Source organism: Burkholderia sp. WP42, from assembly GCF_000745665.1.
GTDB lineage: Bacteria > Pseudomonadota > Gammaproteobacteria > Burkholderiales > Burkholderiaceae > Burkholderia > Burkholderia vietnamiensis.
The window spans coordinates 273,966-290,205 of record NZ_JQJT01000003.1; the positions used below are offsets into that span (position 1 = coordinate 273,966).

Here is a 16,240-nt window from a genome sequence, read left to right on the forward strand (position 1 = left end):
TGCCAAATTGCATGATTACCTAGGAATTGCGGGCTAGTTCGATGGATACCCTCGTCAGCATGAATGTGTTTCGGTACGTCGTCGAAGTAGGCAGCTTCGTGGGCGCGGCCGAGCGCATGCAGATGTCGGCCGCGATGGCGAGCAAGCACGTGATGCATCTCGAGCAGCAGCTCGGCGCGCGGCTGCTGCATCGTACGACACGACGCGTCGCGCCGACCGAGGCGGGACGCGAATACTACGAGCGCCTCGTGCAGGCGCTGTCGGAACTCGACGAGGCAGGGCAGGCGGTGGGCGCCGCGAGCGTCGTGCCGCAGGGGCGGTTGCGCGTGACGTCGCTGTCGGCGTTCGGCTTGCGGCACGTGATGCAGGCCGTCACCGACTATGCGGGACGGTTCCCGGACGTGACCGTCGACATGACGCTGTCCGACCGTGTCGTCGATCTGATCGAGGAAGGCTATGACGTCGCGGTGCGCGCGGCGCCGAACGGATTGAAGTCATCGTCGCTGGTCGCGCGGCAGATCGCGACCGCGCACATTCTGCTGGTCGCGTCGCCCGATTATCTGGAGCGGCGCGGCACCCCGCAGACGATCGCCGATCTCGCGTACCACAACTATCTGCGGCGCGAGTCGAGCGCCTCGGCGCTCGATGCGCTGGTGATCGACGCGGCCGCCGCGTCGCGCGTGAACCTGAACGGCAACCTGATCGTGAACCATCTCGAAGGGCTGCGCGCGGCCGTGCTCGCGGGCGCGGGCATCGCGCTGCTGGGCACCGAGGTGGTCGGCGACGACATCGAATCCGGCCGGCTCGTGCCGCTGCTGCTCGACGCGGTGCCGCCGCACGAGGCGCCGATCTATGCGGTGTACGCGAGCCGCCGTCACGTATCGGCGAAGGTGCGCTCGTTCGTCGATTTCCTCGCCGCGCGCTTCGAAGGGCAGTCGCTGTGCCCGTCGATCGAGGCGCGGCTGCGCGTGCTGCCGATCACGCGAATCAAGCGAGCTTGACTGGGTTTGCACGCGAGCGTGCGTCGATGAAGAAAGCGCGAACCGTAACTGGGTTCGCGCTTTTTTTATTGCGGCGCGGTTGACGCCAGTGACACGACGCGCTCGCGGTGCGTGCGACTTGCAGTGGTCCGCGTGATGGCGCATGCGTGACGTGCGCGCGACCTCCGCGCGCCGCACACGCGGCGCCCGCGCCGCGCGTATCCGTCAGCGTGCGATGCCGAGCCGCGCCTTCGCGTCGTCGTACTCGCGTTTCAGCCGCTCGACGAGCTCGCCGACGCTCGGCAGGTCGTCCATCAGGCCGACGCCCTGGCCGGCGCCCCAGATATCCTTCCACGCCTTGGCCTTGTCGTTGCCGAAATTCATCTTCGACTTGTCCGATTCCGGCAGCGCGTCCGGATCGAGGCCGGCTCGCTCGATGCTCTCGCGGATGTAGTTGCCGTGCACGCCGGTGAACAGGTTCGTATAGACGATGTCCGACGATTTCGCGTTGAGGATCGCGTGCTTGTACGCCTCGACCGCGTGCGCTTCCTGCGTCGCGATGAAGCGCGTGCCCATGTACGCGAGATCCGCGCCCATCGCCTGCGCGGCGAGGATCGAGCCGCCGTTCGCGATCGCACCCGACAGCACGATCGGCCCGTCGAACATCCTGCGCACTTCGCCGACGAGCGCGAACGGCGACGTCGTGCCCGCATGGCCGCCGGCGCCGGCCGCGACCAGAATCAGCCCGTCGACGCCTGCTTCCAGCGCCTTCTGCGCGTGGCGCAGGTTGATCACGTCGTGCAGCACGATGCCGCCGTAGCTGTGTACCGCGTCGACGATCTCGCGCGCCGGCGCGCGCAGGCTCGTGATGAAGATCGGCACCTTGTGTTCGACGCACACGCGCACGTCGTGCTCGAGCCGTTCGTTGGACTGGTGGACGATCTGGTTCACCGCGATCGGGCCGATCACCGCATCCGGGTGCTGCGCCTTGTGGTCGGCCAGCGCCGACTGGATCTGCGTGAGCCACTCGTCGAGCAGTTCCGCCGGGCGCGCATTGAGCGCGGGGAACGATCCGACGATCCCCGCCTTGCATTGCGCGAGCACGAGTTCGGGATAGCTGACGATGAACATCGGCGACGCGATGACGGGCAGCGTCAGATTCTGCAGGACAGCGGGCAATGCCATGTGATTGTCTCCAGTCTCGAGGGCGGCCGGGTCGTGTGCGTGCCGACGCCGGCATCGGTGCTTGCAGTCGAACGAAAGTTCGAGTGTAGCTGCGCAGCGGCGCGTCCGTATTAATACGAACGATCGTGCGATTCTACGCGAGCTTAGCAAAGCGCACGGCGTGCCGACAATCGAGGGAGTGTTCTGTCTCTACGCATTCGGCTGTTGATTGCGCGCAGCGATGTGCCAAGCCTCCTACAATACCGGCCAATAACAAACCGACGAGAAACAAACCATGTCGTTCGACGCGTTCGCACCGTTTCGCGTGACGGTGCAGGACACCGACATCTTCGGTGTCAAAGGAGGCGCGGGGCCGCCGCTTCTGCTGCTGCACGGTCACCCGCAAACCCACATGATCTGGCATCGCGTCGCCGCGACGCTCGCTCGTCATTTCACGGTGATCGCCACCGACCTGCGCGGCTACGGCGCGTCGGGCAAGCCGCCGAGCGATGCGCAGCATGCGCCGTATTCGAAGCGCGCGATGGCCGCCGATCAGCTCGCAGTGATGCGTCATTTCGGCTTCACGCAATTTCACGTGTGCGCACACGATCGCGGCGCGCGCGTCGCGCATCGGCTCGCGCTCGATCATCCGGCGGCCGTCGAGCGGATGATGCTGCTCGACATCGCGCCGACGCTCGCGATGTACGAGCAGACCGACCGCGCGTTCGCGACCGCGTATTTCCACTGGTTCTTCCTGATCCAGCCGGAGCCGCTGCCCGAAACGCTGATCGAAGGCCGCACCGACGCGTACATCGAGCGCGTGATGGGCAATCGCTCGGCCGGACTCGCGCCGTTTGCGCCGCAGGCGCTCGACGCCTATCGCGCGGCGCTCGCGCAGCCGGGCGCCGTGCATGCGATGTGCGAGGACTACCGCGCCTCGGCGACGATCGATCTCGAACACGATCGTGCGGACCTCGAGCGCGGCAACAAGGTCGCGTGCCCGCTGCGCGTGCTGTGGGGCGCGAACGGGACCGTCGCACGGTGCTTCGATCCGCTGGAAGAATGGCGGCGCGTCGCGCGCGACGTCAGCGGCCGCGCGCTCGACTGCGGCCACTACATTCCGGAAGAAGCGCCCACGGCGCTGATCGACGAACTGCTGGCGTTCTTCGACGCGCGCGACGCGGCTGCTTGAGCGGCAGTACAAGCGGCAGTATGCGCGCCCGGCGCGCTCGCATTGGTCACGCGCGCTGGCGCTGAGTGGTACGTAGTCGCTTTCAGTGCCCGTCAGCGTCGCCCCGCGTCGTCGTCGACGAGCGGCGGCAGGCGGCGCGGCACGGGCGTCGATTTGACGATCGCCGTGCTCGTTTCGGCGCGCTCCGTCACTTTCGACAGGATGTCGTCGAGGTGCTCGATCGTGCGCAGGTACAGCCGGCAGATGAAGCAGTCCTCGCCGGTGACCTTGTCGCATTCGACGAATTCAGGAATGCGCCGCAGCACGTCTTCGACGAGATGCAGTTGTCCCGGCAACGGCTTCACGCGCACGATCGCCTGCAGCGTGTAGCCGAGCGCGCGCGGATCGAGTTCGACCGTGAAGCCGGCGATCACGCCCTGCGCTTCGAGCCGCCGCACGCGATCGGCGGTCGCGGGCGCCGACAGCCCGATCTGCCGCGCCAGTTCGCTGGTCGCGATGCGCGCATCGTCGGCGAGCGCGGCGACGATCGCGCGGTCGGTCGCGTCCAGCGATACCGCGGCCGGCGGTGAAAGGCGTTTCGACATGATCGCTTTGGTTTCGAAGGTGAATCGGCGGTTTCGCTTCAGTCTAGCCGTGGATGCACGGAAAGCAAGCTCCTAGAATCGAAGTCATCTTCCCTCGCCACCGGAGCCCACGATGGCCTCGAACGAAATCCGCCGCGGCGCCGCCGAGATGCTGGTCGCGATGCTGATGTCCGGCACGATCGGCTGGCTCGTGATGTCGTCGCAGCAGCCGCTGTCCAACGTCGTGTTCTTTCGCTGCGTGTTCGGCGCGGCGACGCTCGCGATCGTCTGCGCGGCGCTCGGGATGCTGCGCCGCGCGCTGTTCTCGCCGCGCATGCTCACGCTCGCGGCGTTCGGCAGCCTCGCGATCGTCGCGAACTGGCTGCTGCTGTTCGCCGCGTATTCGCGCGCGTCGATCTCGATGGCGACCGCCGTCTACAACACGCAGCCGTTCATGCTCGTCGCGCTCGGCGCAATCGTGTTCCGCGAGCGGATCGGCGCGTCGACGCTCGCGTGGCTCGCGGTCGCGTTCATCGGCCTCGTCTGCGTGGTGCGCGTCGAGCCGGCGGTGCTCGCGGTGCCCGGCGAATATCTCGAAGGCGTGGCGCTGTCGCTCGGTGCGGCGTTCCTGTACGCGCTGTCGTCGATCGTCACGAAGCATCTGAAGGGCACGCCGCCGCATCTGCTCGCGCTGCTGCAGGTCGGCCTCGGCGTCGTGCTGCTCGCGCCGTTCGCGCAGTTCGGCACGTTGCCGGCGACGGCCGCGCAGTGGCTCGACCTCGTCGTGCTCGGCGTGATCAACACGGGTGTGATGTATGTGCTGTTGTACGGCGCGATCCAGAAGCTGCCGGTCGCGATGACGGGCGCGCTGTCGTTCGTCTATCCGGTCGTCGCGATCGTCGTCGATCGCATCGCGTACGGGCAGACGCTCGCGTGGACGCAGGTGCTCGGCGCGCTGCTGATCCTCGTCGCGGCGGCCGGCGTGAACCTCGGCTGGCGCATCGTGCCGGCGCGCCGCGCGGCGCCCGGCAACTGAGACGCGCGCTCCGGCTTGCCGTCAGGGCTCGCGGCCGGGATTTGCTGCAATGGCTTGCCGGCGACGGCAGATGCCCGATGCCCGCCGTTCGACACCCCAAGCCCGATCCGCGCCCCCCGCTCACTCCCCCACGCCACTGTAAGAAGTTGTAGGGAAACACCCGATGCGATGCAGCACGGTCGCTCGTATGATGCGGGCTGTGACGTTGATCACGTTCACAGGATTCCGATCTCATGCCGTTCGCCACGCAGGCCGAACGGCATTTTTTTATGCGCCGCTGCGTGCGATCAGCCGTCGGCGCGCATCGAGGCGCGCGAGCAGCGCGCGTCGCGCGTCGTCGTCCGACGCGCGCCATCCCTTGATTTCGTCGCGGGTGCGCAGGCAGCCCGCGCACCAGTCGGTGCGCGGATCGATCCTGCAGACGTCGGTGCACGGCGAGGTCACCGTGCCGACCGGTACCGGCGTGTCGCTCATGCGTCGTTGCGCAGCGCGACGTCGGCGACCGGCGCGCCCGTCAGCGCGACGAGCTCCTGCGGCGACAGGTTGAACACCGCGTGCGGATGGCCGGCGGCCGCCCACAGGCTGTCGAGCGCGAGGAGATCCGCATCGATCAGCGTGACCGGTTCGACGAGATGGCCGATCGGACAGACGCCGCCGATCGCATAGCCGGTGTTGTCGCGCACGAACTTCGCGTCCGCGCGACCGACCGCGCCGACCTGCGCCGCGACCTTCTTTTCGTCGACGCGGTTCGCGCCGCTCGCGACGACCAGCACCGGCAGCCCGTCCGACTCGCGGCGAAACAGGATCGACTTCGCGATCTGCGCGACCGCGCAGCCGAGCCCGGCCGCGGCTTCGGCGGAGGTCTTGCCGGTTTCGGCGAGCATCACGATGTCTTTCGCATGCCCGCGTTCGCGCAGCAGCAGCGCGACGCGGCGCGCGGAATCGGGGAGGGTGTCGAACGGAGTGGGTGTCGTCATGGGTGAGTCCGGAAGTGTGAGGCTCAGGTGCAGCTCGGCGCGTCGGCGGCGCTCTGCGCGCGGGCGAGCAGTGCGCGACCGGCGCGCGATGCGTTCGCGCGGCCGATCGCAGTGGAGATGAAGTCGCCGGCGGCGACCACCTGCGCGAGGTCGATGCCGGTGTCGATGCCGAGGCCCTGCATCAGGTACAGCACGTCTTCGGTCGCGACGTTGCCGGTCGCGCCCTTCGCGTACGGGCAGCCGCCGAGGCCGGCCACCGACGCGTGGAAGATCTCGATGCCTTCGAACAGCGCCGCATAGATGTTCGCGAGCGCCTGGCCGTAGGTGTCGTGGAAGTGGCCCGACAGCCGCTCGCGCGGGAACACGCGCGTGACGGCCGCGAGCACCTCGCGCGTGCGCTTCGGCGTGCCGACGCCGATCGTGTCGGCGATGTCGATCTCGTCGCAGCCGAGCGCGGCGAAGCGCTCCACCACGTCGACCACCGACGCGACCGGCACGTCGCCCTGGTACGGGCAGCCGAGCGCGCAGGACACGCTGCCGCGCAGCCGCAGGCCGGCGTCCTTCGCCGCCTGCGCGACCGGCTCGAAGCGCGCGATGCTTTCCGCGATGCTGCAGTTGATATTGCGCTGCGAGAACGCCTCGCTCGCCGCGCCGAAGATCACCACTTCGTCGGCGCGCGCGGCGAGCGCGTTCTCGAAGCCCTTCAGGTTCGGCGTGAGCACGGAATACACGGTGCCCGCGCGACGCTCGATACCGGCCATCACGTCGGCGCCGTCGGCCATCTGCGGCACCCACTTCGGCGACACGAACGATGCGGACTCGACGTTGCGGAAGCCGGCGCGCGACAGCCGGTCGACGAGCGCGATCTTCACGTCGGTCGGCACGAAGGCCTTCTCGTTCTGCAGCCCGTCGCGCGGGCCGACTTCGACGATCTTGACGGCGGTGGGGAACGTCATGGTTGTCTCCAGTGTCATGTTGTGCGAATTCAGTAGCCGCGCGCGCGGTCGACGATGCCGCCGATCGGCTCGCCGCGCTCGAGCGCGCGGATCTTGCCCGCGATCTGCTCGACGGCTTCGTCGCGCAGCGTCAGCGCGGCGCTGTGCGGCGTGATCGTGATGCGCGGCGCCTGCCAGAACGGATGGTCGGCGGGCAGCGGCTCGTGCTCGAACACGTCGAGCGTCGCGGCCGCGATGCGGCCGCTCGCGAGCGCGTCGAGCAGGTCGGCTTCGACCAGATGCGCGCCGCGCGCGACGTTCACCAGGTACGCGCCCGGCGCGAGCCGCGCGAAGGTGCGCGCGGACAGGATCGCGTCGGTGTCGGGCGTGCTCGGCAGCAGGTTGACGAGCACCTTCGCGTCGTCGATGCACGCGTCGAAGGCATGCTCTCCGGCGAAGGTCGCGATGCCGTCGAGCTGCCTCGGGCTGCGGCTGTAGCCGCGCACCGGCAGGCCGAGCGCGGCGAGCGCCTGCGCGACCTGCGCGCCGAGCACGCCGAGGCCCAGCACCGCGACCGTGAAGCGCCCGCGCGGATGCGGCTCGAGCACCTCCCAGCGCCGCTCGCGCTGCAGCGCGTCGTATTCGTCGAAGCGACGCAGGTAGCGCAGCACCGCGTGCGTCACGTATTCGATCATCTGCTGCGCCATGCCGGAATCTTCGAGCCGCACGAGCGGTACGTCGGGCGGCAGCGTGCCGGGATGCGCGCGCTCGAGCGCGAGCAGCGCATCGACGCCGGCGCCGAGATTGAAGATCGCGCGCAGCCGCTCGCGCGGCGCGAACAGCGCGCGCGGCGCGCGCCACACGAGCGCGTAGTCGGCCGCGGCCGTGTCGCCCGGCTGCCACTCGCGCAGCTCGGCGTCGGGCAGCGCGTGCGCGAGCGCGTCGCGCCATGCGCCGGCTTCCTGGTGCGGCGTATAGAACAGGAGCTTCATCCGCTTACTTCGCGAACAGCTGGCCGATGTCGGCGAATGCCTTGAACTCGAGCGCGTTGCCGCACGGATCGAGGAAGAACATTGTCGCCTGCTCGCCGACCTCGCCCTTGAAGCGGATGTGCGGCTCGATCACGAAACGCGTGTGCGCGGCGCGGAGTGTATCGGCGAGCGCATGCCATTCGTCCATCGACAGCACGACGCCGAAATGGCGCACCGGCACGTCGTCGCCGTCGACCGGATTCACCGCGCTCCTGCCGGTCTCGTCAGGGGCGAGATGCGCGACGAGCTGGTGACCGAAGAAGTCGAAGTCGACCCAGTGTTCCGAGCTGCGGCCTTCGGCGCAGCCGAGCAGGCCGCCGTAGAACGCGCGCGCGGCGGCGAGGCTCGTCACGGGGAAGGCGAGATGGAACGGGCGCAGCGCGCCGGCGGGCGAAGCGGACATCGGGCATCTCCTGTCGACCGGAACGGCGCGGCGGCGCGCGGCTCCGATCCGGTGCATGGCAAGCGGGAAGCCCACATTCTACGGTCTCGCGGCGCGTTGCGCCGTCGCCGGGCTGCCGGCGACGCCGAGCGGCCGCGGCGCGTGCAGCCCGCGCACAAGCAAAGCACAAAAAATTGGTTCGGCCGCGATGCGCGGCGCGCGAGAATCGACGCTCGTCTTCAAGCAACGCAAGCGAGGGCAATCATGCGCGCATGCAGCAAATCGGCGTGGCCGCCGCGGCTCGTGACCGTTCCGGGCCTGCACGGCAGCGAAGGCGCCCACTGGCAGAGCTGGCTCGAACGGCAGTTCGCGCGTTCGTTGCGCGTCGAGCAGGCCGACTGGGATGCGCCAGACCTCGTGCGCTGGGCGCAGTCGGTGCGCGCGCTGCTCGAGCGCGAGCGCGGCCCGTTCGTGCTGGCCGCGCACAGCTTCGGCTGCCTCGCCGCCGCGCATGCGCTCGCGCAATGGCCGCAGGCCGCCGACGTCGCGGGCGTGCTGCTCGTCGCGCCGGCCAGTCCGAAGAAGTTCACGTTCGCCGGGCCGTTCGACGCGCGCCGGCTCGCGGTGCCGTCGATCGTGATCGGCAGCGAGACCGATCCGTGGATGCCGCTCGCCGACGCGCGCACGCTCGCGCGGCAGCTCGGCAGCGCGTTCGTGAACCTCGGCGACGCGGGGCACGTCAACACCGCGGCGGGCTTCGGGCCGTGGCCGCGCGCGAAGTATTTCATCGACACGCTCGTGCATTGCGCGGCGCCGCTGCGCTTTCGCGACGCGGCCGACGGCTTCGACCGCGCGCTCGTCGAGCGCGCGCTCGCGCATGCGGTGTGACGCGCGCGGCGCGCGCCCGCGTCACACCCCGCGTCACCCCGCTTACGACACCGTGACGGGCTTCACCGCCGCCGGGTCCGAATAGCTCGGCCGGCCGTTCTCGACGTGGCCCGCGAAGCGCCGCGAGAACGTGGGGTTCGCGCCGTCGCTCACCGTCACGTCATACCAATGATGGCTCGCCGCGAGCGCCCATTGCTCGACGCGCTCGTCGCCGCCGTGCAGCGTGACCTGTCGCGACGGCGCGCCGTACGCGTTGTCGGTCAGCGTCAACGTCACGTGGCCGCTGCCGTGATTGCGCAGCTTCAGATACAGATTGCCGTTCGCGACGTCGTAGCCGGCCTTCACCTCGGGCTGCGCATGGTTGCGGCGGCGCGCCGTCGCGGCCGACACGTCGCCCGCGAAGACCCGCACGAACCCGTTCGGGCCGTACACCGAGAACGCATACGCGCCGTTCGTCTCGGTCAGATCGAAGTCCGCGTGCAGCACGCGGCGCGCGCCGACCGTGTAGCGCCACGGGCCGTCGGTGCGGTTCGTCGCGTACACGTGGAAGTGCGCGCCCTGGTTGCCGCGGTTCGCGAACTCGATGCGCAGCGTGTTGCCGCCGTAAATGCTCGCGTTCACGTGCAGCTCGTACGGCAGCGCGCGCGCCGGCCGCACGCCCGGCTCCTGCGGATCGATCGGCGACGGCGTCGCGGGCACCGTGGGCGCGGGCTGCGACGTGCATTGCTGATCGGCGATCGAGCGGTACTGGCTCGTGTCGGGCAGCGCCGGGAAGGTCGCGTCCGACGAGCGGAAGTCGAACGCGGCGGTGAGGTCGCCGCACACGGTGCGGCGCCACGGCGTGATGTTCGGCTCGTCGACGCCGAAGCGTTCGCCGATGAAGCGGATCACCGACGTGTGGTCGAACACCTGCGAGCACACGAAGCCGCCCTTCGACCACGGCGACACGACCGTCATCGGCACGCGCGGCCCGAGGCCGTACGGCAGCCCGTCGGCCGTATAGCTGCCGCCGCGGCCGGGGTTCACGACCGTGTGCAGCTCGCCGTCGGTGGTCACCGTCGAGGCGCCCTGCGCGGCCGAGGTCGGCGGCTGCGGCGGCACGACGTGATCGAAGAAGCCGTCGTTCTCGTCGTACATGATGAACAGCACCGTCTTCGCCCACACGTCGGGGTTCGACGTCAGCGCGTCGAGGATCTGCGACGTGTAGTTCGCGCCGTACGCGGGCGTGTATTTCGGATGCTCGGAGAACGCGGCCGGCGGCAGCAGCCACGACACCTGCGGCAGCCGGTCGTTGATCACGTCGTCCTTCAGGTTGTCGAGCGTGCGCACCGTCTGCGCGCGCTGATACAGCGACGAGCCCGGCTTCGCGTCGATGAAGTTCGCGAAGTTCTGCAGGATGTTGGTGCCGTAGTTGCCGTTGTACGGATCGGCCCACGTGAGCCCCTGCTGGTAGATCTGCCACGACACGCCGCGCGCCTCGAGCCGTTCCGGGAAGGTCGTCCACGACAGCAGCTGGTAGGCGGGCGGCAGGTCGCCGTCGACGTAGTCGGCGTTGTCGAGCAGCGGGCCGCCGAACTTGCCGGTCGGGTCGATCGTGCCGGTCATCAGATACGAGCGGTTCGGGTGCGTCGGCCCCGGCAGCGAGCAGAAATAGTTGTCGCAGACGGTGAACGCATCGGCGAGCGCGTAGTGGAACGGGATGTCGTCGCGGACGTGATAGCCCATCGTCATGTCGGTCTTGTTCGCGGGCCACTGGTCGTAGCGGCCGCCGTCGATCGCCGCGTGCGTCTTCGCCCACGAGTGGTCGAGCGCGCCGAGACATTGCGCGCTGGTCGTCTTCGTGTCGAGCCGGAACGGCAGCACGGGCTTGCCCGGATCCTCCTTCGACGGCTGGTACCACACCGGCTTGCCGTTCGGCAGCGGGATCGGGAAGCGGTCGTTGTAGCCGCGCACGCCGCGCAGGTGTCCGAAGTAATGGTCGAACGAGCGGTTCTCCTGCATGAACACGACGATGTGCTGGACATCGCGGATCGTGCCGGTGCCGCGCGCGGCGGGAATCGCGAGCGCGCGGCGGATCGATTCGGGGAAGGCGTTGAGCGCGACGGCGGCGCCCGCCGATTGCGCGACGGTATGCAGGAAACGGCGGCGGCTGGATGACGTCATGTCGTTTTACCTCGGTTCTGCGAACGGGACGGGAGCGGGGACGGCGCGATCAATGCGGCGACGAGGCAGCGGCGGCCGGTGCCGCGGCGGCCGACGCATCGGCAGCCGGTTTTGCATCGTCGTCGTCGTCGGGCGGGAAGTGGACGACGGGCGGCGCGAGCGGCGCGGCATCCGCCGCGGCAGCGTGCGCGCCGGCATCGCTGTTGAACGCGCTCGCGGTGCCCGACGACGCGCCGGCCTGCTGCGACGCGTCGGCCGCTTGCTCGTCGTGCGGCGCGTCGTCGCTGCAGGCGGCGACGAGCGCGGTGGCACACAGAACGGCGGCAACGACGACACGACGCATCACTTCTCTCCTGGCAGGCTGATCGGCAAACGTTTTCCAGTATGCCGGCGCGATGCGACGTTTCGGTGAATGGTTTGCGACCGGAACATGATCGCGAAACGCTTTCGCGAAGCTGTCCCGTGGCTTTCGGCGAAGGCTGCATGAGGCAGACGTGCATGGCGGAATTTGCCAGCGGGACGCGCACGACGTGCCGCATTTACATGCGTGTGCAACGCGAAGGCGCGAACCGTGCCGCGCGCGATGCGCGCGCAGTGCGCGGCGGCCAGCGCGCGAGCGGCGGTCGATATGTCGCCTCCGATGCCGCGAGCCGGTATTTGTTGCCGCTTCGTCGGCGCGTTGCCAGCAGCGCGTCAGCGTGCCGCCATCCAGCGCTCGGATACGGCCGCGCATCGCGATCCCGGCCGAGTGCTCGGCGCACGCACGCCGGCATCGCTGCTGCGCGGCACCGGAATTGCTCCGAGGGCCGCTGCGCGCGCGCTCGCGCACGACCGGTCCGGCACGGGCCGCCTATCCGCGTCCATCCCTCATCGAGCGAGCAGAACTCATGTCCACCGATCGATCCGATTCCTCATCTGCCGAACCCGGGCGCGCCGCGTCGCGCGCGCCGCTCGGCGAAGGCCGGCCGGCGCCGTCGCAGCCGGCCGATACGCCGTCGAGCGCGGCGCGTCGCCGCTTCCTGCAATCGGCGGCGGCCGCCGCGACGGTCGGCGCCGCGCCGCACGTGCATGCGCAGGGCGAGGCCGCCGCAGCGCCGCCTGCGCACCGCGACGCGGTGCCCGCGCGGCCGGTGCATCTCGACATCAACGGACGCGCGTACACGCTGCAACTCGAGCCGCGCGTCACGCTGCTCGACGCGCTGCGCGAGTACGCGGGGCTCACCGGCACGAAGAAGGGATGCGACCGCGGGCAGTGCGGCGCCTGCACGGTGCTCGTCGACGGGCGGCGCATCAATGCGTGTCTGACGCTCGCGGTGATGCACGAAGGCCAGCGCATCACGACGGTCGAAGGGCTCGCGCGCGACGGCGTGCCGAGCGCGGTGCAGCGCGCGTTCGTCGCACACGATGCGTTCCAGTGCGGTTACTGCACGCCCGGCCAGGTGTGCGCCGCGACCGCGCTGCTCGACGAGTTCGCGGCCGGCGCGGCGAGCGCGGTCACCGCCGACGTGCGGCATCGCCCGGTGCAGCTGACGGACGCCGAGATCCGCGAACGCATGAGCGGCAACCTGTGCCGCTGCGGCGCGTATTCCAACATCGTCGCCGCCGTGCGCGCCGCGCACGCGGCGAGCGCATAGCCGGCGGAGGGCATCGCAATGGAAGCGATCACCTACGAACGTGCGGCCGACGTCGCCGGCGCGGTGCGCGCGGCGCAGCGTCCGGGCGCGGCGTTCATCGGCGGCGGCACGAACCTGCTCGATCTGATGAAGGGCGGCGTGGCGCGACCGGTCGCGCTCATCGACATCACGCGCATCGCGGGCCTCGATACGGTCGACGCGCTGCCCGACGGCGGGCTGCGGATCGGTGCGCTCGTGCGCAACAGCGATGCGGCCGATCATGCGCGCATCCGCGCGGACTATCCGCTGCTGTCGCAGGCGCTGCTCGCGGGCGCGTCGGCGCAGCTGCGCAACATGGCGACCATCGGCGGCAACCTGATGCAGCGCACGCGCTGTCCGTACTTCTACGACACGGCCTTCGCGCAATGCAACAAGCGCGAGCCGGGCAGCGGCTGCGCGGCCATCGGCGGCCACAACCGGATGCACGCGATTCTCGGCGCGAGCCCGCAGTGCGTGGCGGTGAACCCGTCGGACATGAGCGTTGCGCTCGCCGCGCTGGACGCCGTCGTGCAGGTGAGCGGCCCGCGCGGCGCGCGGCAGATTCCGTTCGAGTCGTTTCACCGCCTGCCCGGCGACCGGCCCGATCTCGACACGACGCTCGCGCCCGGCGAGCTGATCACCGCGGTGGACCTGCCGCCGCCGCGCTTCGCCGGCCATGCGCATTACCTGAAGGTGCGCGATCGCACGAGCTACGCGTTTGCGCTCGTGTCGGTGGCGGCCGCGTTGCGGATGGACGGCGCGCGCATCGAGGAGGCGCGCATCGCGCTCGGCGGTGTGGCGCACAAGCCGCTGCGCGCGACGCTCGCCGAGCAGCATCTCGCGGGACGCGCGCCGACCGATGCGTTGCTGCACGACGCCGCCGCGCTCGCGCTGCGCGATGCGCGGCCGCTCGACGGCAATGCGTTCAAGGTCGCGCTCGCGCAGCGCGCGATCGTGCGCGCGGTGAAACGCGCCGCAGCCAATGGAGGTGCAGCATGAACACGCTGACCGGACAGCCGCTCGATCGCGTCGACGGCATGCTGAAGGTGACGGGCGGCGCGCATTACGCGGCGGAATTCGCCGATCCGCGGCTCGCGCACGCGGTGCTCGTGACGAGCACGATCGCGGCCGGGCGGATCGAATCGATCGACACGGCGCGTGCGCGGGCGATGCCCGGCGTGCTGCTCGTGATCACGCACGAGAACGCGATGCGGCTGCCCAACGGCGGCCGGCCGCCGCTGTCGCCGCCCGCGGGCCGGCACCTCACGCTGCTGCAGGACGACACGGTGCGCTACAGCAACGAGCCCGTCGCGGTCGTCGTCGCGCAGACGCTCGAGCAGGCGAGCGCCGCCGCCGATGCGGTGCGCGTGCGCTATCGCCCGGGCGCCGCCGCGCTCGATTTCGCGCGCGAGAAGGCGGCCGCGCGCGTGCCGCCGAAGCAGCAGGGGCGGCCGATGGACACGCAGCGCGGCGACGTCGACGCGGGGCTGCGCGAAGGCGCGGTGCGCATCGACGCGACCTACACGACGCCGATGCAGCATCACAACCCGATCGAGCCGCATGCGACGATGGCCCGCTGGGACGGCCCGACGCTCACGCTGCACGACGCGACGCAGGGCGTGTCGGGCGCGAGCACCGCGGTGGCCGCGGTGTTCGGCATCGCGCCGGAGCAGGTGCGCGTGCTGTCGCCGTTCCTCGGCGGCGGCTTCGGCTGCAAGGGTTCGTCGTGGTCGCACGTGTCGCTATGCGCGATGGCCGCGAAGCAGGCCGGTCGCCCGGTGCGGCTCGTGCTGACGCGGCCGCAGATGTTCGGCCCGGTCGGCTCGCGGCCGTACACCGAGCAGCGCGTCGTGCTGGCCGCACGCGCCGACGGCACGCTGACCGCGATGCGCCACGATTCGGTCGTGACCACCTCGACGTTCGAGGACTGGACCGAGATGTGCGGGATGCCGTCGCGGATCATGTACGCGGTGCCGAACCAGGCGACGACGCACCGGATCGTGTCGCTGAACGTCGGCACGCCGACCTTCATGCGCGCGCCGGGCGAGGCGTCGGGGTCGTTCGCGCTCGAGTCGGCGATGGACGAGCTCGCGTGGCAGCTGCGGATGGACCCGGTCGAATTGCGGCTCGCGAACTACGCGCAGGTCGATCCGCAGGACGGCAAGCCGTGGTCGAGCAACGAACTGCGCGCGTGCTACCGGCTCGGCGCGCAGCGCTTCGGCTGGTCGCGCCGCACCGGCGCGCCGCGCACGATGCGCGACGGCGACACGCTGATCGGCCTCGGGATGGCGGCCGCCACGTACCCGGCGAACCGCAGCGAGGCGTCGGCGCGCGCGCGCATTCTGCCGGACGGCACGGCCGAAGTGGCATCGGGCACGCAGGACATCGGCACGGGCACCTACACGGTGATGACGCAGGTGGCCGCCGACGCGCTCGGCTTCGCGGTGCGCGACGTGCGTTTCGTGCTGGGCGACTCCGGGCTGCCGCGCGCGCCGGTGTCGGGCGGCTCGCAGACGGCGGCGAGCGTCGCGCCTGCCGTGCGCGAGGCCGCGCTGCAGGCGCGCGCGCAGCTGATCGCGCTGGCCGTGGGCGCACCCGGTTCGCCGCTGCACGGCGTCGCGGCCGACGACGTGACGGTCGACGACGGCTGGGTCGTGCATCGCCGCGATCCGTCGCGGCGCGATCCCGCCGCGGCGGTGATCGCGCGCGCGGGCGGCCGGCCGATCGACGTGCAGGCGACGACGAAGCCGGGCGACGAGAAGTCGCGCTATGCGTCGCATTCGTTCGGGGCGGTGTTCGCGGAGGTGCACGTCGACGCCGAGCTGGGCACGATCCGCGTGCCGCGCATCGTCGGCGCATACAGCGTCGGCAGCGTGCTGAACGCGAAGACGGCGCGCAGCCAGCTGATCGGCGGCATGGTGTGGGGGCTCGGCACCGCGCTCGAGGAGGGGTCGTATCTCGACGTGCGGCACGGCCGCTTCACGAACGCGAACCTCGCCGAATATCACGTGCCGGTGAACGCGGACATCGGCGAACTCGACGTGATCTTCGTCGACGAGCGCGACACGCATTTCAATCCGCTCGGCATCCGCGGGATCGGCGAGATCGGCATCACCGGCGTGCCGGCCGCGATCGCCAATGCCGTCTATCACGCGACCGGCGTGCGCGTGCGCGATCTGCCGATCACGCTCGACAAGGTGGTGACGTCGGCGATGGGCTGAGCGTCAGCGGCGCGGGGTTCTGCGCCGCAAGTTGCTGTGCATCGGGCGTTGTCGCG

The 16,240-nt window shown here is 70.2% G+C and carries 16 protein-coding genes; 7 read left to right on the top strand and 9 right to left on the bottom strand.

Going from position 1 to position 16,240, the window contains the following annotated elements; genetic code table 11:
• Positions 1–41 precede the first annotated feature (41 nt).
• Complete coding sequence (locus EX20_RS01280; RefSeq protein WP_011886208.1) at positions 42–1,001, top strand: LysR family transcriptional regulator; 960 nt, start codon at positions 42–44, stop codon at positions 999–1,001.
• Positions 1,002–1,205: 204 nt separating this feature from the next.
• On the opposite strand, the gene EX20_RS01285 is transcribed toward EX20_RS01280, so the two are convergent.
• A complete protein-coding gene (locus EX20_RS01285; RefSeq protein WP_014723770.1) occupies positions 1,206–2,165 on the bottom strand; it encodes an NAD(P)H-dependent flavin oxidoreductase in 960 nt (319 codons plus the stop codon).
• 274 nt (positions 2,166–2,439) lie between these two features.
• On the opposite strand from EX20_RS01285, the gene EX20_RS01290 reads away from it, so the two are divergent.
• Positions 2,440–3,336 (top strand): alpha/beta fold hydrolase, encoded by an 897-nt coding sequence (locus EX20_RS01290; RefSeq protein WP_011886206.1) that lies wholly within the window; start codon positions 2,440–2,442, stop codon positions 3,334–3,336.
• A gap of 92 nt (positions 3,337–3,428) precedes the next feature.
• Here EX20_RS01290 and EX20_RS01295 read toward each other — a convergent pair whose 3' ends face one another.
• On the bottom strand, positions 3,429–3,920 hold the full coding sequence (locus tag EX20_RS01295) for an Lrp/AsnC family transcriptional regulator (protein WP_014723769.1): 492 nt from the start codon (positions 3,918–3,920) through the stop codon (positions 3,429–3,431).
• Between the two features lie 112 nt (positions 3,921–4,032).
• On the opposite strand from EX20_RS01295, the gene EX20_RS01300 reads away from it, so the two are divergent.
• Positions 4,033–4,935, top strand: a complete 903-nt coding sequence (locus tag EX20_RS01300) for a DMT family transporter (protein WP_034192512.1) — start codon at positions 4,033–4,035, stop codon at positions 4,933–4,935.
• A gap of 267 nt (positions 4,936–5,202) precedes the next feature.
• Here the strand turns inward: EX20_RS01300 and EX20_RS01305 are convergent, their stop codons facing one another.
• From EX20_RS01305 to EX20_RS01325, 5 genes are read right to left on the bottom strand one after another with little or no spacing between them, the layout of a single operon-like run.
• Positions 5,203–5,409, bottom strand: a complete 207-nt coding sequence (locus tag EX20_RS01305) for a DUF1289 domain-containing protein (protein WP_011886203.1) — start codon at positions 5,407–5,409, stop codon at positions 5,203–5,205.
• Positions 5,406–5,912: a YbaK/EbsC family protein gene (locus EX20_RS01310; RefSeq protein WP_011886202.1), complete on the bottom strand. Its 507-nt coding sequence runs from the start codon at positions 5,910–5,912 to the stop codon at positions 5,406–5,408. Before EX20_RS01310 ends, EX20_RS01305 begins: the two co-directional genes overlap by 4 nt.
• A gap of 23 nt (positions 5,913–5,935) precedes the next feature.
• The gene (locus EX20_RS01315) at positions 5,936–6,868 is read right to left on the bottom strand and encodes a hydroxymethylglutaryl-CoA lyase (RefSeq protein WP_011886201.1); all 933 of its coding nucleotides are present in this window, start codon (positions 6,866–6,868) and stop codon (positions 5,936–5,938) included.
• Positions 6,869–6,897: 29 nt separating this feature from the next.
• Positions 6,898–7,839 (bottom strand): 2-hydroxyacid dehydrogenase, encoded by a 942-nt coding sequence (locus EX20_RS01320; RefSeq protein ID WP_034192513.1) that lies wholly within the window; start codon positions 7,837–7,839, stop codon positions 6,898–6,900.
• A gap of 4 nt (positions 7,840–7,843) precedes the next feature.
• Positions 7,844–8,281, bottom strand: a complete 438-nt coding sequence (locus tag EX20_RS01325) for a VOC family protein (RefSeq protein WP_011886199.1) — start codon at positions 8,279–8,281, stop codon at positions 7,844–7,846.
• 243 nt (positions 8,282–8,524) lie between these two features.
• Here EX20_RS01325 and EX20_RS01330 point away from each other — a divergent pair, with 243 nt between their 5' ends.
• Positions 8,525–9,148: an RBBP9/YdeN family alpha/beta hydrolase gene (locus EX20_RS01330; protein ID WP_011886198.1), complete on the top strand. Its 624-nt coding sequence runs from the start codon at positions 8,525–8,527 to the stop codon at positions 9,146–9,148.
• Positions 9,149–9,190: 42 nt separating this feature from the next.
• Here EX20_RS01330 and EX20_RS01335 read toward each other — a convergent pair whose 3' ends face one another.
• The gene (locus EX20_RS01335; RefSeq protein ID WP_011886197.1) at positions 9,191–11,311 is read right to left on the bottom strand and encodes a phosphocholine-specific phospholipase C; all 2,121 of its coding nucleotides are present in this window, start codon (positions 11,309–11,311) and stop codon (positions 9,191–9,193) included.
• Positions 11,312–11,360: 49 nt separating this feature from the next.
• Complete coding sequence (locus EX20_RS01340; protein ID WP_011886196.1) at positions 11,361–11,654, bottom strand: hypothetical protein; 294 nt, start codon at positions 11,652–11,654, stop codon at positions 11,361–11,363.
• A gap of 544 nt (positions 11,655–12,198) precedes the next feature.
• On the opposite strand from EX20_RS01340, the gene EX20_RS01345 reads away from it, so the two are divergent.
• The 3 genes from EX20_RS01345 to EX20_RS01355 are packed head-to-tail and all read left to right on the top strand — an operon-like array spanning position 12,199 to position 16,184.
• Positions 12,199–12,945, top strand: a complete 747-nt coding sequence (locus tag EX20_RS01345; RefSeq protein ID WP_034192514.1) for a (2Fe-2S)-binding protein — start codon at positions 12,199–12,201, stop codon at positions 12,943–12,945.
• A gap of 18 nt (positions 12,946–12,963) precedes the next feature.
• On the top strand, positions 12,964–13,962 hold the full coding sequence (locus tag EX20_RS01350) for an FAD binding domain-containing protein (RefSeq protein WP_011886194.1): 999 nt from the start codon (positions 12,964–12,966) through the stop codon (positions 13,960–13,962).
• Positions 13,959–16,184: a xanthine dehydrogenase family protein molybdopterin-binding subunit gene (locus EX20_RS01355; RefSeq protein WP_034192515.1), complete on the top strand. Its 2,226-nt coding sequence runs from the start codon at positions 13,959–13,961 to the stop codon at positions 16,182–16,184. Before EX20_RS01350 ends, EX20_RS01355 begins: the two co-directional genes overlap by 4 nt.
• Positions 16,185–16,240: the final 56 nt, after the last annotated feature.

Bases quoted from the DNA above. Each gene is read 5' to 3' on its own strand.
- EX20_RS01285 (WP_014723770.1), bottom strand. From the start codon at position 2,165: ATGGCATTGCCCGCTGTCCTGCAGAATCTGACGCTGCCCGTCATCGCG.
- EX20_RS01325 (WP_011886199.1), bottom strand. From the start codon at position 8,281: ATGTCCGCTTCGCCCGCCGGCGCGCTGCGCCCGTTCCATCTCGCCTTC.
- EX20_RS01335 (WP_011886197.1), bottom strand. From the start codon at position 11,311: ATGACGTCATCCAGCCGCCGCCGTTTCCTGCATACCGTCGCGCAATCG.
- EX20_RS01330 (WP_011886198.1), top strand. From the start codon at position 8,525: ATGCGCGCATGCAGCAAATCGGCGTGGCCGCCGCGGCTCGTGACCGTT.
- EX20_RS01310 (WP_011886202.1), bottom strand. From the start codon at position 5,912: ATGACGACACCCACTCCGTTCGACACCCTCCCCGATTCCGCGCGCCGC.
- EX20_RS01355 (WP_034192515.1), top strand. From the start codon at position 13,959: ATGAACACGCTGACCGGACAGCCGCTCGATCGCGTCGACGGCATGCTG.
- EX20_RS01290 (WP_011886206.1), top strand. From the start codon at position 2,440: ATGTCGTTCGACGCGTTCGCACCGTTTCGCGTGACGGTGCAGGACACC.
- EX20_RS01295 (WP_014723769.1), bottom strand. From the start codon at position 3,920: ATGTCGAAACGCCTTTCACCGCCGGCCGCGGTATCGCTGGACGCGACC.
- EX20_RS01340 (WP_011886196.1), bottom strand. From the start codon at position 11,654: ATGCGTCGTGTCGTCGTTGCCGCCGTTCTGTGTGCCACCGCGCTCGTC.
- EX20_RS01345 (WP_034192514.1), top strand. From the start codon at position 12,199: ATGTCCACCGATCGATCCGATTCCTCATCTGCCGAACCCGGGCGCGCC.
- EX20_RS01350 (WP_011886194.1), top strand. From the start codon at position 12,964: ATGGAAGCGATCACCTACGAACGTGCGGCCGACGTCGCCGGCGCGGTG.
- EX20_RS01305 (WP_011886203.1), bottom strand. From the start codon at position 5,409: ATGAGCGACACGCCGGTACCGGTCGGCACGGTGACCTCGCCGTGCACC.
- EX20_RS01320 (WP_034192513.1), bottom strand. From the start codon at position 7,839: ATGAAGCTCCTGTTCTATACGCCGCACCAGGAAGCCGGCGCATGGCGC.
- EX20_RS01315 (WP_011886201.1), bottom strand. From the start codon at position 6,868: ATGACGTTCCCCACCGCCGTCAAGATCGTCGAAGTCGGCCCGCGCGAC.
- EX20_RS01280 (WP_011886208.1), top strand. From the start codon at position 42: ATGGATACCCTCGTCAGCATGAATGTGTTTCGGTACGTCGTCGAAGTA.
- EX20_RS01300 (WP_034192512.1), top strand. From the start codon at position 4,033: ATGGCCTCGAACGAAATCCGCCGCGGCGCCGCCGAGATGCTGGTCGCG.